The sequence below is a fragment of the uncultured Shewanella sp. genome (assembly GCF_947497935.1).
Taxonomy (GTDB): domain Bacteria; phylum Pseudomonadota; class Gammaproteobacteria; order Enterobacterales; family Shewanellaceae; genus Shewanella.
Genome location: NZ_CANMIO010000015.1, coordinates 68,906 through 95,585, shown reverse-complemented (window position 1 = coordinate 95,585; position 26,680 = coordinate 68,906). Strand labels below are relative to the sequence as shown.

The window sequence follows — 26,680 nt, the reverse complement described above, 5'->3', positions numbered from 1 at the left end:
TAAAAAAGGGAGCTTAGGCTCCCTTTTTTTGTCAACTTGTAAGTGATTAGGTATGTGTACTGAGGCGATGAAACAATGCGTCTTTTAACTCCGCTCTATCATGTTTTAATTGATGCATCGCATCGTCATCAATGGGCGCGCCTCTTAATTCAAGATCTCGGATCTCTTTATCTAGCGCATTATAGTGTTTGGTATCTTTTGCAAAAGCATCGTCGCTTTGGCAAAGCTTAACAATAATATTTTGGTACTCAGGAAACTCATGAACAAGTGAGTGGTCTTCGCCTAACATATCAACCCCTAAATAGTGAATGAACAGTATTGTTGCTTAGGTAAGTAAAGCTAATCGTTGGAATAAATACAAGGTGTAGGGTGTAGGTTTCATTATTCCTGTGGCAATTATCACTTTGTTAGGAAGGGAATGAGTGGAGTGGTTTAGGAAGAGTCAATTAAGTTTGTTTTATGAAAATAATGCCTACTGAAGTAAGCCTGACATTAGGTATATCTGAATGATGTCAATCGTCCGCTGTTACAGTCTTAATTTTTCGACTTCTTGCTCATCGTAGAGCTGGGAGGTTAGAGAATATTTTATGTGTTCAACGTGTAGGGGAAGGGGATCCACTTTTCTCCCTAGCCTTGACGACGGCGTGGAGTGTCAAGCCTATACCTATAGACAGGTCAACAGAGTATTGGAATACTCTGTAAATTGATTTCTCTAGGGCGCCAGCGTTGCGGACTTCGCTATAAAACGAATGAGAACCATGAATAGCCCAATGGCTATGAAGTGATTACTGCGCAGTCAGCAGGTCGGCTGACACCCAAAAATGAGGCTGCTAAGGAAAAAGCAAAATACGCAGCACCTTAACAGAAGTTGCAATGAGGCTGTTATTTTTAATTGCTTACACTTAAGGGGAACCAGTTTGCTCATAGTGAACAAAGACATAAATGGTCGCTCTTTTTATCAAAAGGTTTCAACATATTTGATATTAGTTAAGTGCTTATAAAATTAGTAAAAATAGATTTATACCTATTTATGCGTACCTCTAAATTAGTATTTGGCAATGATCTTTATCACATATATTGAAAGCAAATTGTAATCGCTGTGTAACATTGTTTTAGATCAAAAAGTTAAATCTGTTTCATTAATATAACTATCCGCGAGAATGATGAAACAAAAGGATTACAATAAATGAAAGTTCATGCCCTTACTTTAGCTGTACTCGCAAGCTTAACTTCTACCGCCGCCACTGCCGAAACGGTTGATTCACTTAAGAAAGCCTTTATCGATGACTCTGCTGTAAAAGTACAGTTCCGCCTGCGCTATGAAGATGTGGATGTGGCTAGTGTTGGTGATCAGAATCAAACCACACTGCGTACTCGTCTGAATTACCAAACTGGCGATATCTATAACCTATACGCAGTTGCAGAGATCGACGATGTTCGATCTACAGACAATGAGCCATTGATTGCCGATTATAAATATACCCAAATCAACCAAGGTTACATAGGTTACCGAGCGCCAGCTGAAACCCTAGCACTGCTCGGTCGCCAGCGTATTCTACTCGATAACCAGCGTTTTGTTGGTGGGGTAGGTTTCCGCCAAAATGAGCAGACTTATGATGCGGTTTCGGTGAAGAACACTGCAATTGAAGGCTTGACGGCATATTACGCTTATGTGGCAACTGTGAACCGTATTTTCCCTGAAGGTTCAGGCAAAGAAGAACATGAAAACGAAACTAACCTAGTTAACCTTAATTACAAAGCGTTAGATTTCGCCAAGATCTCTGGTTATGCCTATTTAATTGATAACCTTGATGTGCCTTCATTCTCTACTGATACTTATGGTATTCGTGCAACTGGAGATATCAAGCTTGATGCATTAAAGCTGAGCTACGAAGCTGAATACGCCCAGCAGTCAGAGGGAAGTAATAACCCTGTGAGTTACAGCGCTTCGTACTACAAGTTAGGCGCTGGGATTAACTTCGATGCCTTCGGCGCTAAGCTTGGTTACGAAGTTCTGGGCTCGGATGATGGTAAGGCTGGATTTATTACGCCATTAGCCACACTGCATGCCTTTAACGGTTGGACAGATAAGTTCCTATTTGGTGGTAAAGGCAACTGGGAAAATGGTCTAGTCGATACTCACTTCATTGTTACTGCTAAGCTTGCAGGGTTAAAGCTGTTGGCTAAATACCACAAGTTTGATTCTGACTATGGCGATATCGACATGGGTCAAGAGTGGGGCGTTGCAGCTACTTATCCATTTGCTAAGTACTATAGCTTAGGTGTTAAGTATGCCAGTTTCAGTGGTGCTGATGCAGGTTACGGTTTCTCAAATGATACCGATAAGCTGTGGCTAACGCTGCAAGCTAAATACTAAATTAGGCGTAAAGCCTTACTGAGTCGTACTGAGCCCAGACTTGGGCTCACCTCAAAGCTCCCATTTATAAGCAGGATAATTACGTTATTCCTGCTTTTTTTATGACACAAATTTGTGGGAAATATCCGAGATATTTTTAGGCTAATTGCTAGTCGAAAACCCATTAAGGGTTTATCTTTTAAGCATAAGCACCACAAATGACTCCCCCAGTGTTGAACTCGTCTAAAGGGAATAACGGTGCCTTTTGAGGAAGAACGCTATGCAGATGACTCTCTCTTTTTTAGGTGCAACTCAAGAAGTGACAGGCTCTTGTCACTTACTCACTATCGATGGGCGGCAAGTACTGCTCGATTGTGGTTTGATCCAAGGGAGTAAGGCCGATGTGTTACGTAATCATGAGCCCTTTGCCTTCACACCATCGCAGATCCACGCCGTAGTATTAAGTCATGCACATATCGATCACTCCGGTCGACTGCCTCTATTGGTTAAATCTGGATTTACTGGTCCCATCTATAGCCACAAGGCTACGGTAGAACTTTGTGGAGTCATGCTAAAAGACGCTGCGATGTTGCAAGCAAGAGATACCGAAAGACTCAACAAGAAGCGTGAAAAGAGGGACGAACCCTTATTGGAACCCTTATTTGATGAGGCCGACGTTGACCGAGTGATGCAGCAGTTTGTGGCACTCGATTATGGCGAAAACATGCAGGTTACTCCTCATCTTAAGGTATGTCTGTCGGATGCGGGGCATATTTTAGGCTCTGCGGTGGTTGAGCTTTGGCTAGGGGAGGGCGAGGAAACTAAGAAAGTGGTATTTAGTGGCGATCTAGGTCGTGAGGGGATGCCTATCCTGGATGATCCAACATTTATCGATAGCGCTGATCTGGTGTTGATGGAGAGTACCTATGGTGACAGGCTACACCGCAGTTGGGATGATACTCTTGAAGAGTTGAGATCAATATTTGCCCGCACCATTGAACAGAGCCGTGGCAATATTTTATTGCCAGCATTTTCAGTTGGACGAGCGCAGGAGTTACTTTACCTATTTCACCTCTATGCTAAGCAGTGGGATCTCTCCCGCTGGCGGATCTGTTTAGACAGTCCTATGGCAATCAGAGCGACACAGATCTATGTCGAAAATTATGGCTTAATGGATGAGGATTTTAAGCGTTTTACCCGTATGTCTCCGGGCAAGCATCCCCTACTGTCCAACGTGGATTTTATCGATACCACTGAGGAATCGATGGAGTTAAACCATATTCACCAAGGGCTGATTATTATCGCTGGTAGTGGTATGTGTAACGGAGGCCGTATTCGTTGTCATCTAGAGCACAATCTTGCTAATAGCCAGTCAGATGTGATTATTTGTGGTTATCAAGCGCATGGCACTCCAGGGCGGCTTTTGGTCGATGGCGCAGAGAGCCTGACTATTAGTGGTCAAAGTATTAATGTGGCGGCAAGGTTACATACAGTTGGCGGACTCTCGGCTCATGCGGATCAGTCAGAGTTGTTGCACTGGTATCGACACTTTAACGATTCACCTCCCATCGTATTAGTGCACGGAGAGGTAGAGGCGCAAAAGATTTTACTGGCGCAACTTAATGCGAATAGCAGCTTTGCACCGAGAGAAAGTGTGATTGCAGAACAAGGAGATTGTCTGGATCTTAGCCAGCTACCTAAGTTTGTTTGGTTAACGGATTAACCCGTAAGCGCAGGCAAATAATGAGGAGTGGCTTGAGGCTGCTCCTCTTTATTTCAGAACTTATATCCTCAGTACATATATTTAAGAGCTTACATTCTAGAGCTGATATTTCAGTGCAGACATTTCACTGCTTATATCCTCTGCACTTAAAATTGCAGCTTAATGCCAAGTTTGGCTATCTTAGATTGCTCCGTGGCTAAATCTCGTCTCAGTAGTCGAGCTTCTTCATCAAGCGTCGAGGGCAGCCTTAAGCTGACATGATTGTCATGGGCCTCAATTTGCACCTGCACAGTTTCAGTGTTAATTCGTCCAAGGTTTAGCACTATGGCTAGACGGAAAATAACTAGCAGCCTGGTCACGAGTCGCTTCTCTTCAGGCTCTAGCTGTTCAATTCTATATAGGTTAACTCGTTTCCTATGGTTTAACACCAGCAGTGTTAATAGGTTTTGCTGTTGCTGACTAAACCCTGGCAGATCGCTATTTTCAATGATGTAGCCACCATGTTTTTGGTGGGAGCGAGAATTAATATGTATGCCTATCTCATGCAGTTCGGCGGCGCTCTCAAGCAGCCATAGGTAGTGGGCTATCGGCCAAGAAGTCTTAACTTGCTCAAATAGATGGACTACCGAGCTACTGACATTCCCCGCCTGTACAGGGTCTGCGTGATAAAGCCTAGCAAGACTGGTGACAGTGCGTTGCTTAATGCTTTTCTGTTGGCCTATGTGTGCTAATTCATACAAGATCCCTTCTCTTAAAGCGCCTTGAGCAACTTGCATTGAATCTACGGCGAGGCGTTTGAAAAAGCTGATTAAAATACACAGGCCTGCCGCCAACAGTGGGATACGTTTAGGATCTAAATCGGGCAGATTTATCTTGTCGATATGGCCAACTTCTAGCAGATCACATTTGAGCTTAATTAGGCTTTCTAAGGTGATATCAACTGGGGGATCTAACTGGTCATTTATCGCTTCATATATTGCTTTGACGCTGCCGGAGCTACCGAGAACCAATGGCCAATCTCCCTTAAAATAGGCATTGGGCAGTAAAGAGAACTGTTTATCCGCGGCGGCTTGAGCCGCCTTGAAACTAGCTTTGTCGAGTACGCCGCTAGAAAAGAAGCGTTTGTTATAGCTAACACAACCACATTTTAGGCTGGCTAGTGCGTTAGCTTTAGTTTGCTTACCTATCACGACTTCGGTTGAACCACCGCCAATATCGATCACTAAGTTACGTGCTTGCAGGCTTTGGCTATTGCAGATCCCGCTGTAGATTAATCGCGCCTCCTCATGTCCAGAAACGATCTCTATTGGGTAGGGGATAATTTTGCTAGCAGCCTTAATAAACTGGCGGGCATTTTTGGCGACTCTCAGGGCATGGGTTGCGACGAGTCTAACTCGTGTCTGTTCAAGTCCTGAAAAACGTTGATGAAACTCAGTTAAGCAAGTGAGGCCCCGCTCAATGGCTTGGCAATCTAATAAGCCGTTTGCAGCAATGCCGTCAGCAAGCTGAACTTGGCGTTTTTCTTTATGTAGTGTCTGAATGGTGCCATCTTGCTCTCTCGCTATCACTAGGTGAAAGCTATTTGAGCCCATATCGATGGCAACAAAGTGTAGTGAGTTGTCTTGCTGTGACACGTTGAGTTAAGCCTTTTTTTGTATTTTGTCTGTTTGCCAATAAATGATTGGGGTCGGGGAGTTAGCCAGTTTTTGCGCTTGTGTGGCTTCGTAACCTTGTAAATATTGCTGAATAGCCATCTGGCTACGTACTTTTTTTCGATTACCGCGAGACTTGTATAGGTTACTTTGCTCTTGATCGATAAGACGGGACTTAGTGTTATCGCTCAGCTGGATATTGAGAGTGTCGATAATCATTTTTTTGAGATTTTGGCTGTATATTGGTGTGCAAACTTCGACTCGTTCGTCAAGGTTGCGTGTCATCCAATCTGATGAGCCGAAAAAGAGTTTTTGTTCGCCATTGGCATGAAACAGCATGACTCGGGAATGCTCTAAATAGCGGTCAACAATACTATAAACCTCGATATTGTCACTGACGCCAACAAGCTGTGGGATGAGTATGCACATGCCGCGAATAATCAGCTTAATATCTACACCAGCTTGAGAGGCTTGGTACAGTTTTTCTACCATAGGCTTATCGACCAAGTTATTCAGTTTTAACGTGATTGCAGCGGGCTTACTTAGCTTTGCATTATCAATTTCATCATCGATAAGCTTGAGCCATTGTTGTCTTGAATTAAACGGCGACACAATGAGGTGTTCGAAATGATCGCGTTGATACGGGCGCTTAAGCAGATCAAAGACGTGTTTGACCTCTCGGGCAATGGCTTGGTTAGCGGTAAACAGCGAGAAGTCAGTATAAAAGCGTGCCGTGCCTTCATTAAAGTTACCAGAACCAATGTGTGCGTATAGCTGGGTTCCATCCCCCTCTTTGCGGCTTATTAGGCATAGTTTAGAGTGCACTTTTAAGCTTGGGATCCCATGATGCACCTTTACTCCCGCTTCGTCTAAACGTTTGGTCCAATCGATATTGGACTGCTCATCGAAACGAGCCCTGAGTTCGATAACGGCGGTGACTTGTTTGCCATTTTGCACTGCATCGATAAGCGACTGCATGATGTGGCTATTTTTGGCAACGCGGTAGAGGTTGATCTTAATTGAATGTACCGCCGGATCGAATGCGGCTTGGCGGACTAACTCGGTGAAGTGTGAAAACTTATGATAAGGGTAGTTAAGTACAATATCATCGTGCTTTATTGCATCGAAGCTGTTACTGAAGGCACTGAATTGGCTACTCTCAATCGCAGACACTTTTTCGTAGCTATGCTTACGACGACTCGATTTTGGGAAGTCCATAAAGTCTTTAAAGCTGTGGTAACGCCCACCAGGCACTAAGCATTCGGTTGAGCTGATGCTCAGGCTGCGCTTTAGCATTTTTAGCATGGAACTTGGCATATTCCGATCGAACACCAATCTGACGGGCTGCGCCTGCAAGCGCTTACGAATGGCGTTACTCATCTGTTCAAGTTGAGTCTTTTCAAGCTCATCGGTAATATCAAATTCAGCATCTCGGGTCATCTTCATGGAGTAGACTTCGATGTTGTCGTAGTCAAAGAAAGGTTGAAACAGCTGGTCGATACAGTGACGAATTATGTTGTCGAGCAAGATATAGTGTCTGTTCTTACTCGACTTCTCATGGGGGAGCTCAATAAAGCGAGGCAGGTTTGTGTTGGGGAGCTTCACAAATGCATAGCGACTCTTATCTCCCTTTTGCAAGCTAGTACAAAGGTAGGTGGAGTCATCATCGATATTGTTGATGAGCTTGTTCTGTTTGGTAATGATCAGTGGTGCAATATGACGAATGAGCTGGTCTTTAAAGTACTTTCTTAGCCAGGCACTATGAAAGTCACTGAGTTGCTTTTCATTGATCAGAAAGATATTTTCTCTCGCTAGGGCTTTCATCAATGCATGATAGGTTTCGTCGAAATGATCTTGCAGCTTAAGTACCTTAGCGTGGATCCTATTCATCAGCTCTTGGTTTTTACAGGGAGCATCGGGGGCAGCGAGTAAAATTTCACGTCTTACGGCGGCAACTCTGACTTTAAAAAACTCATCCATATTACTGGAGTAGATCCCTAAAAACTTGACCCTTTCTATTAGCGGTACAGCTTTATCGCAGGCTTCCTGCAATACTCGCTCGTTGAAAGATAGCCAAGAAAGCTCTTTGTCGATAAATACATCTGGGGTGATTGAAGACACGGCCTATCCTATTTTGATTCAGCTTAAATACATCGTTGAGCTAATCGCTAGCGCATCCTGCTAGATAGATTCTTACTCCATATACCGTCAGTTTATTGAGTTTATATGACACTTTTATTGAAGTACTCCTTAGATGATCAAAACTATCGGTCACATAAGAGACTGCAACTAAATGCTCACGCTGGACGCTATTGTCGAAGTTGCCATAGTGAAAAAATGCATAGTCGGGTTTGCGTAGCCGAAGAGGCATTTAAGTAATAATCAATGGTTACGACAGGTTTACTGGCAGCTATCACTGGGGGCAGCTTGCTTATAGGCTGTGGCTTATATATTCATAAATGCTTATTTTAATCGCCGTATGCTGGGTCATAGTACGGATGTAAAGCCGGTGTAATGAGTGATACTATTATGAAACGTTTATTGTGCATTGAGTGCCACAATTGTTAGCTAAGTGCTTATCCTTACTTCTTGTCTTTGGGTGTTATTCCCCCTTTGCTGCAGCTGCACAAGCCTCAGAAGTACCTGCTGAAGTTGAAACTCGTGAGAGTCAAACTCAGACCGCTGCCGATCCTGAAAATAACCCTGAGGCTGATGTTTCGCTTAACTCAGGTGATGAAGACGAGGAAGATGACCCTTGTTATAGCGAGTCTCAAATGGAAGGCCGAATAGATAAGGCGTTTAATTATCTCAATACTAAGTTTTGCCAACCGGCGATCTGGTTTGATAGCTTTTTTGTTGATGACAGAGTCGAAGACGATGCGAGAGCTGGCACTATCGTTCGCTGGTATAATGACTTTTCGTACTATGAAAAAGAGGGCTTTAAATATAGAGCCAACCTCAATGCTAGGTTAAATTTGCCTGGGGTGACAAAGCGTTTAAAGCTTATCTTAGACTCGACTGGAGAGGACGATCCTTTTGCCTTTATCAAGTCTACTGATGCCAATAGTGAGAGGGATATCGGCCTGAGATATGACTGGTACGCAAAAGATCGTGTCAGCTTTAATATTAAGGCTAACTTCAAACCAAAAGTAGAAGCGAGATGGCGCTACACCTACCCCATTTCAGACAGCACTGTGACGCGATTGACCCAAAAACTATATCAAGAGAAGAAGGTAACTGGTGAATCAACCGAGTTTGATATCGAGCATGCCTTTAACGAGACCTTCGTTGCACGTTGGAGCGCTGCAGCTCAATATGAAAATCGAGATAACGGCTGGGAGTTTGGATCGAGCTTTAAGGTTTATCAGTACATCAATAATAAACAGGCATTGAGTTATCAGGCCGGTATTTACGGTGTCGATGAGCCTTATCATTATGTTAAAGATGCCAGTATTAGCGTGACCTACAGACAAAACTACGCCAGAGACTGGTTATTCTTTGCCATCACGCCTGAATATAATTGGAGTAAAGAGGATGAGTTTTCGATGCGGATTAATCAGTTCATCCTTACCTTTACAGTCGAAGTGTTATTTCAGAATGTGTAGCTCGCAGCAGGACCATAAATTGCTTAATTAGACTGAGTTGGTTGCTATGGCGCCGTCTTCGTCATCAAGACTTGGTACTACAGGATTGCTTGAGGGCTCCGTTACTTGCTCGGCTAGGATAATCAAGCTGTCGGTGTAGGAGAATCCGTAGCCGTAGCCACCAGACGTAGTGACGCCATTACCTAGCAAGTGCGGATCACTGAAGTGATCTTCAAAGGCAAAATCGCCAGAGAGAACAGGCGTTATCTGCACAACCTTATAACCATCATTGTTGAGACTTTCTATTGCTAGCTGTAGATCGGTATTGAGCCGCTGGTTATCAATTTTACAGGTGGAATATTCAAATTCCGATGTCTTGGGCTTAGCGGCCCACATCTCTTCGCGTTTATCAGTTTCAATCTTGGCGAAATAGCTCTTCACTAATACGATTTTCTGCTTCATTGAGTCGCCTTCAGTGTCATAACCATGCAATTTTAATATTATTGCCGATGGCTTTAGAATTGTCCGTTGAACGCCACAGACTACTCTATTCGCTTAAATGGGTAAATATCGTTAACTTGTTATTATTCAAGGTGCTTATCGATAGGTGGCGCAGGCCGGTTAGTCTAATGATGCCTGTAGTATTGTTGAGTGTTGCAATGCTATTTCATTGATAAATCAAGCCTAAGTTTACGGGGGGACAGGTTAGATAAGGTGGCGCCTTGTTGAATAAAAGTCTTGCAATTGTTATGGTTGTGATGCGATTAATCCAGTTAAATCATGTTTTCTGCGGGCTAATTAGAACGTTGAATGTTGTCATACTCCTTAATTTATTAAGGTGTAAGTCAGTGGTTATATAGCGAATAGGAAAGAGCCTTATTATGTCTAGTTTATTGGAACTGAATTCTCTCTCGGAGTTGAAGTTTCATATAAAAACCTTCGACGAAATGCTTAACGAGCAGTTTTTAACACTGCCGGTGCAGACTCTACTAAAGAGGCGTGCTAAGCATATAGACGAAATGTTGGTTTCATTATGGAAGATGTACAACCTGCATAATACCTCTATGTCGCTTAATGCGGTGGGAGGATATGGTCGAAGGGCGCTGCATCCTAGATCTGATATTGATTTAGCCATCATCTTAGAACAAGAGTTAACCCCGCAGCAGCAAGAACAATTATCGCTTTTTCTCACCCATCTCTGGGATTTTGGCTTAGATATAGGCCAAACAGTTAGAACCCTCTCTGAATCGATAGAGTCTGCAAGCTCCGATATTACCATTGCCACCAACCTGCTCGATATCCGCTGTCTAGTCGGCTCGAAAAAACATGCCCAGACCATTAAAGAGCAGCTCTATCAAAATGAGTTGTGGACCAGCCTGTCTTTTTACGACGCCAAAATGGCTGAGCAGCAAGCTAGACACAATAAGGCACTCAACACCGCGCTTTATTTGGAGCCTAATCTTAAGAATAACCCCGGCGGCCTACGCGATGTGCACACGATTATGTGGATTGCGCAGAAGCACTTCTCACTAGCCAATGCCAATGCCCTTAAAACCATCGGCTTCTTACAGCAAGATGAAGTTTATGAGTTATTAGAAGCTTATGATTTTATCTGCCGTGTCAGGTGGGCGTTGCACTGCGTGACGCAATCGGCGCAGGATGTATTGCTGTTTGAGCATCAAGCCGCTGTAGCCGAGTTTATGCAATTTGGCCAAGGTGATAATAGTCAGCTGGCGATTGAGCGTATGATGCGCCAGCTCTTTAGGGCAATGACTCGCGTACGAGAGCTCAATCAGATCATCTGTGACTCGTTTAAGCTCGATACCCTAAATGAAACCGAGCGGGGTAATTTGCAATCTATTGATAAGTATTTCAGTGTCTGTAATGGGCTCATTGAAGTGAAGTTTACCCAAGCCTTCATTGATAAGCGCCAGGTCATACGTATGTTCAAGCTTATTGCCGAAAACGATAATATTGATGGTATTGCGCCGCAAACACTAAGGTTACTTAGGCAGACCCGCCGTGGACTGCTCGGTGAGTTACAAGATTATCAGGGGTGTCGTGAAGAGTTTTTAGCTATCTTGTCTCACCCTAAAGGTCTGCGTAAATGCCTTGGCTTGATGCATCGATACGGTGTATTAGCGGCATATTGCTCACAGTGGCATGCCATTGAAGGTCAAATGCAGTTTGATATGCATAACGCCTTTACCGTGGATGAGCACACCTTTAAAACGATTCAATATATCGACAGCTTTGCACTGAATAAGAAGAATAGCCTCACCTATTCGGTTTATCAAAATATCGGTAATCGGTTTGCGCTGGTGTTTGCAACGCTTTGTCATCACCTTTCCGGTAAGCAGGCGATAGAGAACAGTGAGTTGAGTGCTATTCAGGCTAAAGAATTGGCTGAAGAGCACCTATTAAAAGCATCAACCACGGCGTTAATCTATTGGCTAGTGGCCAATCAAGACCTATTGATCAGCGCTATTCAAACTCAAGATATCAGTGAGCCGGACGTGATTAAGCACTTGGCTAAAACCATCGGCTCGCAAGATAAGCTCAACGCCCTGTTTCTATTTACCATCGCCGATATGATGGCGACTAACGAAAGTTACTGGAACGATTGGCAGGAGAGTCAATTAACTCTCTTGTATATGGCGCTTCGTGACGCGTTAAAACAGGGAATAGAAAATATCTTTGAGGTGCGAACCGTCATTCGTGAGAATCAGACCGACGCTAAGGTGGAGCTTATAAAACTTGGGATTGATGAAGAGCGTCTAACTAAGTTTTGGCACAGTTTGCCAAATAATTTCTTCAGTGGTAATTCAGTAGAAGATATCGTTGAAATAAGTCAGGGGCTGCTCGAAGGGGTTGCAGGCACAACACGGGTTTTGGTCGGTAAGAATGGTGATAATGGCTTTACCAGTATCTATGTTTATACCGAAGACAGGCCTAAGCTTTTTGTCGATCTATTTAAGACCTTAGCTAGCTCTAAACTCAAGGTGAAAGACGCTCAAATGATGCAGACCAAAGATGGTCAAGTGTTAGAAATCATCAAGGTGCTCGATCATAAAGATGAGCCTATTGATGATGAGCCAAGAATAGAGCAAATCGTTAAGCGCATCTATCGCGCGGTTGATCAAAAAGATAGACCTAGGAAGCTGGTTACACCTAGAGCCTTAAAGAACTTTGATAGTCCTCCTGTGGTTACAGTGCTGCACACTACCAAGAAAAACAGAGCCTTGCTTAAGGTTAATACCTTAGATGATCCTATGTACCTGGAGCAGATCTGTAATCTATTATCTGAGCAGAATCTGAGTATTCACTCGGCAAAAATAAGTACCTTAGGCGAATGTACCGAAAACGTATTCCTGGTTTCTAATGCCGAGAAAACCTCTTTTGGTCATGATGAGCAGCTAAAGTTGGTGGATATTATCGAAGAAGAGATCGCGTAAAAGCTGTAGAATAGCCCACTATATGGTAGTCGTTTAGGAGAGTGGCTTGAAGCTGGTTTTGTTTGATTTTGATGGTACCTTGACTCATCAAGATATGTTTACCAAGTTTATTCTCTACTCCGCCACGCCAGCACGATTAGTGCTTGGCATAGTGTTTATGTCTCCTCTTTATCTGTTATACAGACTAGGTCTGATCCCAGCTAGAAAGCTTAGACCGCTTGTGAGTTTCTTTGCCTTTGCTGGCCGCAATAAGTTATGTGTCGATGCGATAGGGCGCGCTTATGCAGACAAAATCATCCCTAAGCATATTCGCTTAGATGCAATGCAAATACTCAAACAACATCAAGATGATGGTGCCACCATTGTCTTGGTCTCAGCTTCGCTCGATCTTTACCTTAAACCTTGGTGCGAGATGATGAATATCCAGCTTATCTGTAGTGAAATGGCAAGCGAAGACATGCGCTATAGTGGTTATTACAGCGCGGGAGATTGCAGCTGCACTGCTAAGGCCGACAAGGTATCGCAACAGTTTGACTTAAACGCTTTTAGCCAAGTCTACGCTTATGGCGATACTAAAGAAGATCTTGCCATGCTGTCACTGGCCGACAAAGCCTTTATGCAAGGTGTAGAGCAGTAAGCTGCGACTAAAAAGCCCTGATTGAGTAATCAGGGCTTTTTTATTGAAATGGCTATTTTATTGAAAGATTGAGCAATGGCAGGTATTAAGGCTCGATAAACCCTGAGTATTTGACCCCAGTTAAGCGAGCCATCTCAATATGCCAGGTGGCTAAGTCATCTTTATTAAACTGGCTCAGATCGTTATGACCACAGGCGCGGGCCATCACTTGCATTAGCTCGACAGAGGCTTGAAAAAAGTTGTGTAATTGCTTGGCAGATTTATCAATATTGAGCCTTTGACGCAGATCAGATTTTTGAGTGGCAATACCCGCAGGGCAATTATTGGTATTGCACATTCGAGCGGCAACGCAGCCTATCGACTGCATGGCGCTATTCGATACCGCCACACCATCGACGCCTAAGGCCATGGCTTTCACAAAGTCGATGGGAGTCCGTATGCCACCAGTGGCGATTAAAGTGACTCGACTACTTTCGCCTTGTTGGTCAAGGTAACGCCTTGCTCTAGCTATTGCGGGAATCGTCGGTACGCTAATATGGTCGCGAAAAATTTCAGGCGCCGCTCCGGTTCCGCCGCCTCTACCATCGAGTATGATGTAGTCGGCACTGGCGTCGAGGGCGAATTGAATATCGCGCTCGATATGATTAGCACTGAGCTTAAAGCCGATTGGAATGCCACCAGACAATTCTCTAACTCGATCGGCAAAACGTTTAAAGTCGGCGCTGCTTTTTAGCTCGGTAAAAGTTGGTGGAGAGATGGCGTCGACCCCCTCAGGTAAACCACGCACTTCAGATATTTTTCCGACATTCTTACTCGCTGGCAGGTGACCGCCGGTACCTGTTTTAGCACCTTGCCCTCCCTTAAAGTGAAAGCTTTGAACTTTGCAAAGTAAGGCTTCCTTATAGCCAAACTTTGCGCTGGCTAACTCATAAAAATAACGTGAATTTTCGGCTTGCTCATCGCTAAGCATCCCGCCCTCTCCGGAGCAGATCCCCGTGCCCGACAATTCGGCACCACGAGCGAGTGCAATTTTAGCCTCTTGGGATAACGAACCAAAGCTCATATCTGAAACAAATAGAGGGATGGCTAATTTGAGTGGCTTTCTTGCCTGTGGGCCTATAACGAGCTCGGTTGTGACCTCCACATCTTCCATTAAGGGTTTAGTGGCCATTTGCGCCACCATGAGTTGTAAGTCGTCCCAGTGGGGCAGCTGATTGCGTGGCACGCCCATAGATGTCATCGGGCCATGATGGCCGACTCTTGCTAAGCCTTCTCGAGCCAGCATGTGGATATATTCAAGCGTTGGCTCTTCAGCTGTATTGCGAGCGATGGGAGCAGCTTGACCTGCTGTTGTTGCCTCTTTCTGTTCTTTTCCCTGAGCAGGGGCTTTGCCAATATCATTTGCTGTGAACTGCTTATGCGATCCGTCACAGAAGGGCGCGTTTGCGGTATGCTTGCACTGGCATAGATAGGCATCTTCAGATTTATCGGCAATAAATTGCTGAGGTTTGATATTGGTTCCAGCATGGGAACCGTCGCAAAACGGTTGGCTCTTTGAGCGGCCACAACGGCAAAAATAGTATTCTTTACCTTTTGTTAGGCTAACTTTAATGGGCTTAATATCTGCGATTATCGGCTTCATCCTGTTACCTCAGACTTAGTTTTTATAGGTGCATTGAATAAAGGATAGTCATAAAACGATGACGCTGAAGATTTGGCCCTTAGATTGATGGTCTAGAGCTGGGTTTGAAGTTCAGATTCACCGTTCTAATTTAGGTTGGAGGTTTTAGTGGAAGTGACAGTTTTACTTATAGAGTAAATGATGTGGCTGAAGAGGTGAGTGAGGCGGTAGTTAGTTTGACCGTGAACGAAGCACCTAAAGAAACGGAATCAGGCTCTTCCGGTGGTGCTTTTGGGTATTTAGCTTTGTTATATCTGATATTAATTGCAGGGTATCGTCAGCTCTACAAGTAAGTGTTTAATTGATATACAACGCAGCCTAATGGCTGCGTTTTTTATGCTGACATTACGTCGGCTTTGATAATCTGAAAAATTTATCTCATGTACGTCTGTTTTATTAACGGCTAATGAGATAAGCCTATTGCTGCATTTTTTTATGTTTTTAATTTGCATTTCCTTACTCGAAATTACATGTTATGACTCTGATTTTAAGCTAATTTTGTTCTTTGGCTAGATTGACGTTAAGAGAGATATGACTGTTGCCAACTTGTGTGTAATACCGTGAATAATTTTATTTTCTTTTGTGGTAATTATTTATATTCCAATTTGAAAATTTGGTGTAAATTAGCGCCACCATATCTAGTTCAACTTGTATTGATAGATAGATGCCATAGTCCGGTTTAGGCTTTTTCAGCTAAGTCATTGTGTTGTTTATTTTGAATACTCTACACCTCCCCAAGCCACCATCTGGCCCAAGATCTTTAGAGCATTCCGTTTTAAAAAGAGATCCGATTGAATATTCTATTTTTGATGTACCCGTGGTCGACTATTGTGCCTGAAACCGACACCACGCTGCGGTTAATTCATGAGTGTGTTGCCAGAGGCCATACCGTTGCACTCGCAACCACAAGTAACTTAACCATGCGCGACTCAGAGGCTAGTGCATTTTGCCAAGTATTCAATAAAGAGCAGCCAACGCCAAACAACATCGTTTCTTTCTATAAAAAGGCTGAGTTTAAAACGATTCAGTTGCCGCTAGCGGGCTTTGACAGCATTTTTATGCGCGCTAGCCCACCGCTTGACCCTATTGCGCTTAACTTTCTCGATTCGGTACGCGATGACGTGTTCATCATGAATGATATCGACGGTTTACGTATCGCCAATAATAAGCTGTACACCGCCTCATTTGATGATCCCAATAACACCTTTATTCCGGTGACTCATGTGTCGAAAACGCCTGAGTATTTAGAGCAAGTGCTGCGTGAATCTAAGACCGAAAAGATGATCATGAAGCCTCTTGATGGTTTTGGTGGCCAAGGCGTGATTCTGGTCGAGAAAGCGGCGCAGAAAAGTTTTCACTCTCTATTGCAGTTCTATATCAATAGCGGCAAAGGCGGTAATTACGTTATCTTGCAAGAGTATGTCGAGGGCGCCGATGAGGGCGATGTGCGTATTCTCATGCTAAATGGTGAACCTATCGGTGCGATGAAGCGTGTTCCGGCTGAGGGCGAGGTTCGTTCAAACATTCACGCAGGTGGCAGTGTGGTGAAGCATACGCTGACGAAGAAAGAAAGAGAGTTGTGTAAGCAAATTGGACCTAAGCTTGTGCGTGATGGCTTATTCTTTGTTGGAATCGACGTTATCAACGAAAAGTTGATTGAAGTTAATGTGCAAAGCCCTGGTGGTATTATGCGTATTAATAAGCTAAACAACGTTAAGCTACAGAAAAAGGTTATTGATTTTATTGAAAATGTGATTAATGCGAAAGAAGCATTAAGTACAAGAAAAACTGAATTTAGAAAGGCGATTGAAGATGCTCAGGTTATCTGAAAAAGAGTGTATAGCGTTAATTAATAAAGGCGAATGCTTCCATGCAGAAGTCGAGTCGGGCTCGTTCACGGTCAAAATTGATGAATACTCTCCATTTGTGTGTACCGCTATCCATAACGGTCACAATTTGCGCGATGATTTGCAAAGTATTTGTGCATTAACTACCGAAGAGCGTCTGTACGCAGAGGCCCCGTATACGGCTGATATGCTGTCGTCTTTCCCAATTGTGTTGATTGGTAATGACTCACGTTTTGAATATGACTTGAACCGCCCTAAGGCACATTCAACCAACTATAAGACAGCGTGGAAAAAGCCTTTAACTACCAAGCAACGTAATGAAAGTCACGCTAAGCATCAGTCTTTTTATAATGTATTGAGTGCCTTGGTGACGCGTTTAGAGAAACAATTCAAAAACAGTATTGTATTTGATGTGCACTCTTATAATTACCAGAAAATTGAAGGCGATACGCCGACCTTTAATATTGGTACGAGCCAGATTGATATCGAGCGCTGGGGGACGACGTGCCAGAGTTTTGAGAAGCAGTTAAGCAAGATTGAGTTACCTAACCTAGATGTACGCGCCGCAAGAGACGAAGTATTTCAGGGCCGTGGTTACCTTATTGCCCATGTAAACGCGCATTTTGATCATACTTTAGTCTTGCCACTCGAAGTGAAGAAAGTATTCATGGACGAAACCACTGGCGAGCTATACCCCTTAGTTTTAGAAGAGCTTAAGGCGGGTGTGAAGCAGGCAATGTCGGAAACTGCTGCTTATTTTATGCGCCGTTTTGGTAAGCGTAAGTCGGTAAGAAATGTCGACCTACTCTCGTCAACGTTACCACCAGAGATCTTATCACTGGATAAAAGCCTATTTAAGCTGGCCAGTAACGTAGCGACATTGAAGTATATTAACCCTATCAATATAGCCAGTGAGCGTAAGAAGTTCTTAGCGCGTAAAGGGGCCGTTGCACCAGAGTTTAGTTATAAGCAGCTAAACCTTAATCCGTATCAGTTCCGCGAGCAGCTTTATAAACTGCCAGTCTCCAATATTATGGATGCGGATATTCAGCAGCTATATCGCCATGTAATTGATAACTTAGCGACTAAGATTGATCTTTTGTGCTCAATTGGCAGCGATGAGTTTGTCTATAACTCGCTCAAATATTATGGTCAGCCAGATAAAGACGATATTGCCAATGCTGAGTTTCTGCTGCGTGCGCCAAATATTGAAGGCGATGACGAAGAAGCTATTTATGATTCAGCTTATGCGGTGAAGTCATTCCAAAAGCAGGCTGATGAGTGGGGACTTAAGTGTAAGGTTGAAAAGTCGACACGCATCGTGGCTAAGGCAATGGTAAACAATGAGCGCGGCAGCTTGTTAATTAATAAAGATGCCATGTTCACCAGTAAAGAGCTGGTGGCGTTTGCCTACCATGAACTTGGTGTGCATATGCTCACCACTATGAATGCTCGCCGCCAAAAGCTAAGAGTCTTATCTCTAGGTTTAGTGGGCAATACCCACACTCAAGAAGGTGTGGCGATTTATAGCGAGTATTGTTCAGGTAATTTAACCCTAAATCGTCTTAAGATCTTGGCGCTGCGTGTGATTGCGGTGAACTTGATGCTAGAGCAGCGCGACTTCTCGATGACGTTTGAAACACTTAAGCGTGAATATGGTCAAACCACAGAACAAGCCTTTACCTTAACCACTCGCGTTTACCGTGGCGGTGGCTTAACCAAAGACTTCCTGTACTTAAAAGGTTTTAGAGATATCGTTAACTTAAGTAAAACGACATCGCTAGATAACTTGCTAGCAGGTAAAGCGGGTACGCTCGACTTGCCAATTCTAAACGAAATGGTTGAACGCAATATGTTAGAGCGTCCGGTGCCGTTATTTGAGCTTAAGCATAAATCAACGCCTGAAACCGCGGTGATTGATTACCTTATTTCGGCGATTCGCTAAGCCGAGTTTATTATTAACGGATACTCGATAAAGATAAAAACGCCTTGCTACTGACTTAGTAAGGCGTTTTTTTATCTATGACGGTACAAGCTAAGACGGAAAAGCAGGTTCTAGGTCCTAGGAAAAGACGGTTAAAGCTGAGACGAAAAAGCTGAAAAACAAAGAAGGGGAAAGGCCGGAAAGCTAAGAAAGAGCACTGGTAATGCTTTTTGCCTTTGCTGTTCCTAGTAGGGCGGAGCCCGTCCTCGCAGCGAAGCGACCTAGACCCTAGGACCTAATAGATGTCGATACCCTTTCTCAATACCCACTTGAATCTTAAATAGACTGCTTTATGCTGGACCTAGAAGCGAAGCGTTCTAGCACCTAATCATAAAAGTTATTAAAAAAGGGGACTGGCATGTCGATGAAAGTGGCAATTAGCAAAATAGGCTTGATATTGTTAGCCGCAGTATCGAGCAATTCCCACGCCTATGAGGCCGAGAAGATTGCCACTGGACTCAATATCCCTTGGGGACTGGCTTATGTTGACCCGCAAACCATACTGGTGACAGAGAGACAAGGCGTGGTAAAGCGTGTAAACCTTGAAACGGGTAAGCATCAAACACTGTTCACGCCAAAAGGTGTGTGGGCAGAGGGGCAAGGTGGCTTACTCGATGTTGCACTTTCACCTTTCGATACTGATTTAAAACGCAAAAAAGTTTATTTTACTTACAGTAAAGATATCGAAGGAGAGGGGGCAACCACGCTTGCTTTAGCCACTTATCAAAACGGTGAGCTGTCTGATTGGCAGGATCTGTTTGTTAGTACCTCTCGCTCAGAGACTGGCAGGCACTTTGGTAGCAGAATTGCGTTTGATGATAAATCCCTCTATTTTTCCATTGGCGATCGTGGTGTACGAGACAATGGCCAAGACACCCTGACCCATGCAGGCACTATTTTACGTTTGATGCCTGATGGCAGTGTCCCTTCTGATAACCCATTTGTTACTGATAAGGCTGTTGTAGATGAGATCTGGAGCTATGGCCATCGTAACCCGCAGGGCTTATTGTTTGATGCTCAGAGCCAGAGGCTTTGGTCTATTGAACATGGTCCACGCGGCGGCGATGAGATTAACTTAATTAAAGGCGGCGCTAACTATGGCTGGCCAATCACTTCCCACGGTAAAGAGTATTGGGGGCCCTTGAGTGTTGGCGAAGGAGAATTAAAAGAAGGGGTCGAGCCACCAGTCAAGGTCTATGTCCCCTCAATCGCACCTGGGAGTTTGGCACTATATCGAGGCGATAAGTTTCCAGAGCTAAAGGGGAAGTTATTAGCAGGAGCATTAAAGCTGACTCACATAAATGTGGTGACGATCAATGATGCAGGCAAAGCTATTGCAGAACAGCGGATAATGTCAGAGCTTGGCGAGCGAATTCGTGATATTGAAGTGACACCAAAAGGGGATATCTATTTCAGTACCGATAGCGGTAATCTTTATAGGCTTAAAAGATAGGTTCTAGGTTTAAGAGAAGGTCCTAGGTTTAAGAGAAGGTCCTAGGAAAAGCAGGTTCTAGGAAAAGCTAAGATCGGCGGTCCTACGAACATGACGGCGTCACTGACGGAACGCTGCGCTTACGGAAAAGATGGAAAAAGCTAAGACGGGCGGTCTTACGAACGTGACTGTGTCACTGATGGAACGCTGCGCTCACGGAAAAGATGGGGCTAGGACCTAGGTCCTAAAATATGTAGATCGGGCTTTAGCCCCTCAAGCTTGTGCTTTTCCTAGCAGGGCGGAGCCCGCCCTCGCAGCGAAGCGTTCTAGGATCTAGGCCCTTCTTTTAAAGCGAAGCGCCCTAGAACCTAGGTCCTGTACAACACCTTGATCACATGCCAGCCAAACTTAGTCTTAACCAAGTGTGGTGTAATGAGTTCACCCGTGAAGCAAACTTTATCGAACTGCGGCACCATTTGACCTTTCTTAAATTCACCTAAACTGCCACCTTTTTTGCCTGATGGGCAAGTGGAGTGCTTCTTGGCAAGCACGTCGAATTTCGCGCCTTTATTAAGTTGCTTGATAATATCTTCAGCAAGTGTTTGGTGCTTAACCAAAATGTGTAGTGCGGCTGCGGTGCGTGCCATGTTAGGCCTTTATGGTTTTGGATCTAATTGGGGAGATTATAACGTCTAAGTGAGTATGTAGGCTAGAGTAGGTGGAAGCCGCAATCGCGAATAGCTGCTTGCGGCTTGTCTAGTGCTTATTACTCGATGAACTTACAAGTGTTATTTTTCCTCGCTATTAATGAGCGGGAATATAGCTGCCATAGTCCATACTCCTCCCTAACTCGGGGCTTATTTGGTCATGTTCACAGGCGAGTTTACCATTAATGAAAACTTGCTCGACTAGGCCGGGATTTCGGTTAACTAACCGCTGTAAATCGAAGTTTTCCATTTCGCCCCAACTGACTTGCTCAAGGTTTTGATTGAATTGGCTTGGGTTAATAACTACCACATCGGCTCTATCCCCTTCATGAATGCGCCCTGCATCGATCCCAAACCACTGAGCCTGATCGCCAGTCATGCGATACACTGCTTGCTCCATTGACATGATAGCTTGGTTTTCATGGATACTTTCGTTGACGAGCTTAAGCATTCTCAATGGAAGATTATAAAATGCCATATTGCGAATATGAGCTCCGGCATCACTGAAGGTAATTAACGATTTCTTATCTTTTACCATTTTTTTCAATACGTGCTTACGATGGTTGGCAACTGTGGTGTACCAACGAAGATCCGTGCCATATTGCACCACTAAGTCTAGGAAAAGGTCGACCACATGGATCTGCTTACCCTTGGCGACTTCAGCAAAGTTTTTGCCAACAATCGTTTCATCTGGGCATGCTAGAATAATGGCGTCGCCGAAGTCTCTTTGCCATACGCGTGGGCTGAGTTTTTCTCCGTAGAACTTTCTAAAATCACGGCGGTACTTCTCGTCTTTAAGGAGTTCATTGCGGGCGATGTTATCTTTTAAATCCAGTGCTAATTCACCCGCGCCAAACTCTTCAAAGAAGACGACATCAATACCGTCTGCATACACGGTGAAAGGAGTTGGCAGTACTTGCCAGCGAAAGTCGCCGTTAAAGAAGTTGGTCACTCTTGCTGCAAGGTTAGTTATTTTACTCAAATACACGCTGCCTTTCAGATCCATGCGGCTAATCAGTGTCGTCTTGAGACGTTTTTTGAAAATGCCCATACACTCACGCATATATTGATTGATTTGCAAAATAGCGGCTGCGTTGGGGGCACCTTGGTGGACTCGATCATATTCTCGTACCAAATTGTTTAGGCGTGACACCTCTTTCCATTTGGCGTAAGTGCTAGGTAAGCTTTTTGACCACTCACGGTTGCCATCAATTTTATCCCACTTAAGGCACATGGTTGATAGACCGAGAAAGCCGACCTCTAGTGACTCTTTGAGTAAGCTTTCCATCTTACGCATTTCGGTTTCTGTGGGGGTAATGTTCAGATCGGTGGCGCGGCTTAACCCCATTACACCCGCGCGTAAATCGCTGTGGCCAAGCATACTGACAACATTAGGACCTAGAGGATGGTTTTGTATAAACTCTACCCACTGTTTGGGCGTACTCCAGGTCTTGTGTTGCTTTAAAATCGGCAGAACTTTTTCTCGTGGCACAGTCTCCACTCTGGTGAAGATATCAGAGGCATCTTCATACTCACTGCAAACCATGCTTAACGAGCAACTGCCTACGAGTACGGTCGTTACACCGTGACGTACGGATTCTGACAAGCTAGGACTCACAATCAACTCTGCATCATAATGAGTATGGGTGTCGATAAAGCCAGGCATTACCCACTTTTCATGAGCATCAATAACATGGCTGCAATTAGTTTCCTCGATCGCAGCGCTGGATATCTTGGTTATCTTGCCGTTTTTTATTGCGATATTTTGAATAGACGACTTAGCGCCAGTTCCATCAAAGTATCGACCTCCCTTAATGATTGTATCGTATGCAGACATAGAAACTCCGAATGTTGGTAATTGTTCTTATTATGTTTATCGATTCGACAATTTCAGATTAGGATGACTACAATGAACATTCTTGTCATTTGGCGACAAATTGGCGACTATCTAATCACGGTAACTTTCCAGCAGATAGGTTTATGCAGCAAGAGTATTTTATTCGTAGCGCCTCGTTATCGGGCATCGACACTTTAGTGGCGGAGCTGGGGGGGGATATCAATAGCCTACTTAACCAATGTCAGTTAATGGCACAAGATCTGCGTAATCCTGATAATTTAATCGCCTTTTCTAGCATGATTAATTTGCTCGAGCTTGCATCAGAACAGCTAAGTTGCAACGATTTTGGCTTGCGATTAGCGGCTAAGCAAGGAATTGATATGCTTGGCGCTGTGGGATTAATTATTCAATCGAGTCGTTCTGTGCGAGAGGCGTTAATATATGCGCAGCGCTATATGGCGATTCACAGCCACGGTGAGTACTGGATGCTTAGGGAGTTTAACCTGTCGGTTTCCATTGAGCGCTACCAAGTCTTTCAAGATATTAATCATGCTAGGCAATATAAAGAGCTCTCCTTTGGTGTGTGTTTGGGCTTAATTAAAACACTGATTGGTAGTCAGGTGAAATTAGAGCGGCTGGAGTTTGCCCATGCTGAGATTTCAGACGCAGGTATTTACCGGAAGTATTTTGAATGCCCAGTAGTCTTTAATCAGGAAAATGACAGGCTTATAATCAATAACAGCTACTTAACTCAGCCACTGCAAGTGGTATCGGATCTAAATAGGAATCAAGCTGAAGCCTATTTAGAGTTATTGGTAGGGCAACTCGGCGATGATATCGAGCGTAAGGTTAAAACTCTTATCTTGCAAACCATGGGTATGCATAACGCTAATATTAATGAAATAGCGGCGATGTTGAATATGAATCGCCGTACCTTGCAACGACGCTTAGCAATACACGGATTGACTTTTAAAGCCTTGTTAGCAGAAGTGAGGGTGAGTACGGCTTGTTGGCATTTAACATCGAGTCATATTGATATTACCTTGCTGTCAGAAATGCTTGGCTACAGTGGTGTTAGCGCTTTTTCGAAATCCTTTAAACAGACTGTGGGACACTCTCCTTTGCAATGGCGTAAGCTGAGCCGAAATAGTCTGTAACTGAAAGGTTTGCGAGATTATAATCATTCAACCCAAGCCATCAGGAGACGTGAGTGTTAAAAAGCCGCAGCTACACCCGTATCGGCCCCGATTATCGCTTCGATGAACAGGTCAGTTTTGTCGATATCAAGCAGGTGTTTGGTCTTGGGCATATTCGCTTGGGTAAGTGGGTGGAGAACGAGGAGCGCGATAAGGCCGCAAATCTGATTTTTGATTCCTTGGCTGATTTGGCGTTTATTTTAAAGCTTCCCCCAAAAGCACTGGGTCTACGTGAAACCTTAAATCTTGCTTTTGGTAGTGGTGGCCAAAAAGGTGTGCAAGCTCATTATGCGCCGCACAGGCGTGAGTTGGCGCTGGCTAAAAACGCTGGCGCGGGGGCGCTAGCCCATGAGTTTTGGCACGCGTTTGACCACTATATCGCTCCTAAGTCGTTTCATACATCAGGACGAGGCATATCCTTTGCGAGCCATAGTTGGCTTGCGGATGTCAAACCGATTGCTCATCCGCTCAATCGTCGCCTTGAGCGGGTGTTTGAAGTGGTGATGCTGAGTGACAATGGTGAAGACGGCCATGACTATGTCAATCGAGCCGTCGCTCTGGATAAACAGTATGGTACTCAGTATTTTTCGAAGCCAACCGAGTTAATGGCACGGGCCTTTGAGTCTTGCATCGAATCTTATCAAGACATTAGTAATCCCTATCTAGTAGATGAGACTTTAAAGTCATCACTATTTGATGCGGGTGGATATCCGACTCTTGAACATAGAGAGGGAATTTTTAAGGCTCTTATCGCCTATTTTGAACCTTTGGGTGAAGCATTAGGGCGGGAGTGAAGTACGTTTGTTTGGTTAGTTGACGTTAGGGAATGTATCGATACCAGTACGATGCCAAGGCATTATTCCTTTTCATCATACTGGCAAAGTCAATTAGAAGCTTACTGAGTATTGGCTGCTAGATTGTGAATTCTGTGCCAAATCGATAATTGAAGTCGTGCCTGGATCGTAATGGGCTATCTTGCTGGCAATTTTGTTTGCGCCATTAGACAGCGCAAAGTCATGAAAGCTCTGTCCGTTACAGACTAATCTTGGAAATATTCTACGTTTGTCGATCTTATTTTCGAGCATCGTTCTGCTGTATAAGAATAGGTTATCACTCAAGCCTGTCTTACAGACGGCGATAAGCTTCTTTTCTATAGCAGGGTCCATTGCTGCTGATGCATTAAAGGTGATTGAGGTGAGTACAATCGCGGTTAATGGTAATAGTTTCTTCATCGGTTGCTCCTTGCGTGTGAGACTTAAAGTTGCTTTAAGCTATGCGTTTGCATGAGGCTAGTTAAGCGCAAAGTGATGAGAAATGATGTGCTAACTTTGTATACAAATGTATCTTTATCTTATTCTCAATTCAGTTGATGTCTTGAGGTAACAATGTGTGTATTTGGCATAGGGATAGAGACAATTAGACACATCTCGAGATTAAATAAAAACAAAAAGCCCGCAATAAGCGGGCTTCTATTCTTAACAAAAGCGTGAGTTTAACTATTGCGACCTTAGCTTGTTAAGCGGTTTTCACTTTCCAGTTCACCTCTTCTCCGGCGAAGAAAGGAACAATTGGGTTACCGTTTGGCAAGATGATTTCGCTCGGTACTGTCCACTTTTCTTTGACTAGGGTGACCGTGCTGGTGTTGCGAGGTAGGCCATAAAAATCAGGACCATGTTTGCTAGCAAAGCCTTCAAGCTTATCGAGAGCGCCCAAATCATCAAAGACCTGAGCGTATAGCTCTAATGCACTCCAGGCGCTGTAGCAGCCTGCACAGCCACATGCTGATTCTTTACGGTGCTTTTCGTGGGGCGCTGAATCTGTGCCTAAGAAGAACTTGCTTGAGCCAGTAGCAACTGCTGCGCGTAACGCCTCTTGGTGAGTGCTGCGCTTAAGAACAGGTAAGCAGAAGTTGTGCGGACGTACGCCACCAACTAGCAGGTCATTACGGTTTAGCAGTAGGTGTTGTGGGGTAATCGTAGCTGCCACATTGTCAGCTGCCGACATTACAAAGTCAGCTGCATCTTTAGTGGTGATGTGCTCGAATACCACCTTTAACGTTGGGAACGACGCCACGATGCGGGCAAGGTAGCGCTCGATGAACATGGCTTCGCGGTCGAAAATATCGATATGCGATTCAGTCACTTCACCGTGAACCAATAACAACATACCGTGCTTAGCCATAGCTTCAAACACAGGAAATAGCGCATCGAGAGCTTTTACTGCAGCATCTGAGTTTGTGGTCGCTCCAGCTGGGTAAAGCTTTGCTGCAACAACGCCAGCGGCTTTAGCATCAATGATGTCTTGCTCTGTGGTGTTGTTGGTTAAGAATATTGTCATTAGCGGTTCGAAGGTCGAACCCGCTGGTCGCGCCGCTAAAATACGCTCACGGTACTCAGTTACCATCTTGGCATCGGTGACAGGTGGTAATAGGTTAGGCATGACAATTGCGCGTTGGAACAATCTCGCGGTTGCGGGAACAGTTTCTTGCAACATATCGCCATCGCGAAAATGAAGGTGCCAATCGTCAGGAGTAAGTAGGGTGATTTGCGTCATTGTAGGTTCCTAAGCGTTTACGACAAAATACGACAG

20 protein-coding genes are annotated in these 26,680 nt (G+C 44.3%); 11 read left to right on the top strand and 9 right to left on the bottom strand.

The genetic code is table 11. The annotated features are described in order from the left end of the window. Positions 1-46: 46 nt before the first annotated feature. Positions 47-289, bottom strand: a complete 243-nt coding sequence (locus Q1A86_RS16015; protein ID WP_299808534.1) for a YdcH family protein — start codon at positions 287-289, stop codon at positions 47-49. Between the two features lie 897 nt (positions 290-1,186). On the opposite strand from Q1A86_RS16015, the gene Q1A86_RS16010 reads away from it, so the two are divergent. Together Q1A86_RS16010 and Q1A86_RS16005 are read left to right on the top strand one after the other, a co-directional pair. Next, positions 1,187-2,377, top strand: coding sequence for an alginate export family protein (locus Q1A86_RS16010; protein WP_299808531.1), 1,191 nt, complete (start codon positions 1,187-1,189; stop codon positions 2,375-2,377). Between the two features lie 259 nt (positions 2,378-2,636). Then, positions 2,637-4,079, top strand: coding sequence for an MBL fold metallo-hydrolase RNA specificity domain-containing protein (locus tag Q1A86_RS16005; RefSeq protein ID WP_299808528.1), 1,443 nt, complete (start codon positions 2,637-2,639; stop codon positions 4,077-4,079). Between the two features lie 146 nt (positions 4,080-4,225). On the opposite strand, the gene Q1A86_RS16000 is transcribed toward Q1A86_RS16005, so the two are convergent. Next, positions 4,226-5,713, bottom strand: coding sequence for a Ppx/GppA phosphatase family protein (locus Q1A86_RS16000; protein ID WP_299808525.1), 1,488 nt, complete (start codon positions 5,711-5,713; stop codon positions 4,226-4,228). A 6-nt stretch (positions 5,714-5,719) separates the two neighbouring features. Next, on the bottom strand, positions 5,720-7,852 hold the full coding sequence (ppk1, locus tag Q1A86_RS15995) for a polyphosphate kinase 1 (RefSeq protein WP_299808522.1): 2,133 nt from the start codon (positions 7,850-7,852) through the stop codon (positions 5,720-5,722). 431 nt (positions 7,853-8,283) lie between these two features. Here ppk1 and Q1A86_RS15990 point away from each other — a divergent pair, with 431 nt between their 5' ends. Then, positions 8,284-9,336, top strand: coding sequence for a hypothetical protein (locus Q1A86_RS15990; RefSeq protein WP_299808519.1), 1,053 nt, complete (start codon positions 8,284-8,286; stop codon positions 9,334-9,336). A gap of 27 nt (positions 9,337-9,363) precedes the next feature. Here Q1A86_RS15990 and Q1A86_RS15985 read toward each other — a convergent pair whose 3' ends face one another. Beyond that, the gene (locus tag Q1A86_RS15985; protein ID WP_299808516.1) at positions 9,364-9,777 is read right to left on the bottom strand and encodes a hypothetical protein; all 414 of its coding nucleotides are present in this window, start codon (positions 9,775-9,777) and stop codon (positions 9,364-9,366) included. A 419-nt stretch (positions 9,778-10,196) separates the two neighbouring features. On the opposite strand from Q1A86_RS15985, the gene glnD reads away from it, so the two are divergent. Together glnD and Q1A86_RS15975 are read left to right on the top strand one after the other, a co-directional pair. After that, positions 10,197-12,770: a [protein-PII] uridylyltransferase gene (gene glnD / locus Q1A86_RS15980; RefSeq protein ID WP_299808513.1), complete on the top strand. Its 2,574-nt coding sequence runs from the start codon at positions 10,197-10,199 to the stop codon at positions 12,768-12,770. A gap of 46 nt (positions 12,771-12,816) precedes the next feature. Continuing rightward, positions 12,817-13,407 (top strand): HAD-IB family hydrolase, encoded by a 591-nt coding sequence (locus Q1A86_RS15975; protein WP_299808510.1) that lies wholly within the window; start codon positions 12,817-12,819, stop codon positions 13,405-13,407. A gap of 85 nt (positions 13,408-13,492) precedes the next feature. Here the strand turns inward: Q1A86_RS15975 and Q1A86_RS15970 are convergent, their stop codons facing one another. Then, entirely contained in the window at positions 13,493-15,049 is a 1,557-nt protein-coding gene (locus tag Q1A86_RS15970; RefSeq protein ID WP_299808507.1) for a glutamate synthase-related protein, read from the bottom strand. A 182-nt stretch (positions 15,050-15,231) separates the two neighbouring features. Between Q1A86_RS15970 and Q1A86_RS15965 the strand changes: the two genes are divergently transcribed. The 4 genes from Q1A86_RS15965 (at position 15,232) to Q1A86_RS15950 (ending at position 20,372) form a co-directional block, all read left to right on the top strand. Further along, entirely contained in the window at positions 15,232-15,381 is a 150-nt protein-coding gene (locus Q1A86_RS15965) for a GlyGly-CTERM sorting domain-containing protein (protein WP_299808505.1), read from the top strand. Between the two features lie 498 nt (positions 15,382-15,879). Then, positions 15,880-16,917: a glutathione synthase gene (gene gshB, locus Q1A86_RS15960; RefSeq protein WP_299808502.1), complete on the top strand. Its 1,038-nt coding sequence runs from the start codon at positions 15,880-15,882 to the stop codon at positions 16,915-16,917. Continuing rightward, positions 16,901-18,880: a flavohemoglobin expression-modulating QEGLA motif protein gene (locus Q1A86_RS15955; RefSeq protein WP_299808499.1), complete on the top strand. Its 1,980-nt coding sequence runs from the start codon at positions 16,901-16,903 to the stop codon at positions 18,878-18,880. The genes gshB and Q1A86_RS15955 overlap by 17 nt, the downstream gene beginning before the upstream one ends. Positions 18,881-19,277: 397 nt before the next feature. Next, positions 19,278-20,372: a PQQ-dependent sugar dehydrogenase gene (locus Q1A86_RS15950; protein WP_299808496.1), complete on the top strand. Its 1,095-nt coding sequence runs from the start codon at positions 19,278-19,280 to the stop codon at positions 20,370-20,372. A gap of 347 nt (positions 20,373-20,719) precedes the next feature. Here the strand turns inward: Q1A86_RS15950 and ppiC are convergent, their stop codons facing one another. After that, a complete protein-coding gene (gene ppiC / locus Q1A86_RS15945; protein WP_012156435.1) occupies positions 20,720-20,998 on the bottom strand; it encodes a peptidylprolyl isomerase PpiC in 279 nt (92 codons plus the stop codon). Positions 20,999-21,155: 157 nt separating this feature from the next. Then, a complete protein-coding gene (locus tag Q1A86_RS15940; protein WP_299808490.1) occupies positions 21,156-22,895 on the bottom strand; it encodes an amidohydrolase family protein in 1,740 nt (579 codons plus the stop codon). Positions 22,896-23,038: 143 nt separating this feature from the next. Here Q1A86_RS15940 and Q1A86_RS15935 point away from each other — a divergent pair, with 143 nt between their 5' ends. Continuing rightward, entirely contained in the window at positions 23,039-24,052 is a 1,014-nt protein-coding gene (locus Q1A86_RS15935) for an AraC family transcriptional regulator (RefSeq protein WP_299808487.1), read from the top strand. 53 nt (positions 24,053-24,105) lie between these two features. Then, on the top strand, positions 24,106-24,885 hold the full coding sequence (locus tag Q1A86_RS15930; protein WP_299808484.1) for a CLCA_X family protein: 780 nt from the start codon (positions 24,106-24,108) through the stop codon (positions 24,883-24,885). A gap of 93 nt (positions 24,886-24,978) precedes the next feature. Here Q1A86_RS15930 and Q1A86_RS15925 read toward each other — a convergent pair whose 3' ends face one another. Continuing rightward, positions 24,979-25,323 (bottom strand): DUF3718 domain-containing protein, encoded by a 345-nt coding sequence (locus Q1A86_RS15925; protein WP_299808482.1) that lies wholly within the window; start codon positions 25,321-25,323, stop codon positions 24,979-24,981. Between the two features lie 283 nt (positions 25,324-25,606). After that, positions 25,607-26,644, bottom strand: coding sequence for a dihydroorotase (gene pyrC / locus Q1A86_RS15920; RefSeq protein WP_299808477.1), 1,038 nt, complete (start codon positions 26,642-26,644; stop codon positions 25,607-25,609). Between the last annotated feature and the right edge of the window lie 36 nt (positions 26,645-26,680).

Excerpts from the sequence above, each read along its gene's own strand:
- Q1A86_RS16005 (WP_299808528.1), top strand. The coding sequence starts at position 2,637 with ATGCAGATGACTCTCTCTTTTTTAGGTGCAACTCAAGAAGTGACAGGC.
- Q1A86_RS15950 (WP_299808496.1), top strand. The coding sequence starts at position 19,278 with ATGTCGATGAAAGTGGCAATTAGCAAAATAGGCTTGATATTGTTAGCC.
- ppiC (WP_012156435.1), bottom strand. The coding sequence starts at position 20,998 with ATGGCACGCACCGCAGCCGCACTACACATTTTGGTTAAGCACCAAACA.
- glnD (WP_299808513.1), top strand. The coding sequence starts at position 10,197 with ATGTCTAGTTTATTGGAACTGAATTCTCTCTCGGAGTTGAAGTTTCAT.
- Q1A86_RS16015 (WP_299808534.1), bottom strand. The coding sequence starts at position 289 with ATGTTAGGCGAAGACCACTCACTTGTTCATGAGTTTCCTGAGTACCAA.
- Q1A86_RS15940 (WP_299808490.1), bottom strand. The coding sequence starts at position 22,895 with ATGTCTGCATACGATACAATCATTAAGGGAGGTCGATACTTTGATGGA.
- Q1A86_RS15970 (WP_299808507.1), bottom strand. The coding sequence starts at position 15,049 with ATGAAGCCGATAATCGCAGATATTAAGCCCATTAAAGTTAGCCTAACA.
- pyrC (WP_299808477.1), bottom strand. The coding sequence starts at position 26,644 with ATGACGCAAATCACCCTACTTACTCCTGACGATTGGCACCTTCATTTT.
- Q1A86_RS15985 (WP_299808516.1), bottom strand. The coding sequence starts at position 9,777 with ATGAAGCAGAAAATCGTATTAGTGAAGAGCTATTTCGCCAAGATTGAA.
- Q1A86_RS15955 (WP_299808499.1), top strand. The coding sequence starts at position 16,901 with ATGCTCAGGTTATCTGAAAAAGAGTGTATAGCGTTAATTAATAAAGGC.
- Q1A86_RS15935 (WP_299808487.1), top strand. The coding sequence starts at position 23,039 with ATGCAGCAAGAGTATTTTATTCGTAGCGCCTCGTTATCGGGCATCGAC.
- Q1A86_RS16010 (WP_299808531.1), top strand. The coding sequence starts at position 1,187 with ATGAAAGTTCATGCCCTTACTTTAGCTGTACTCGCAAGCTTAACTTCT.
- Q1A86_RS15925 (WP_299808482.1), bottom strand. The coding sequence starts at position 25,323 with ATGAAGAAACTATTACCATTAACCGCGATTGTACTCACCTCAATCACC.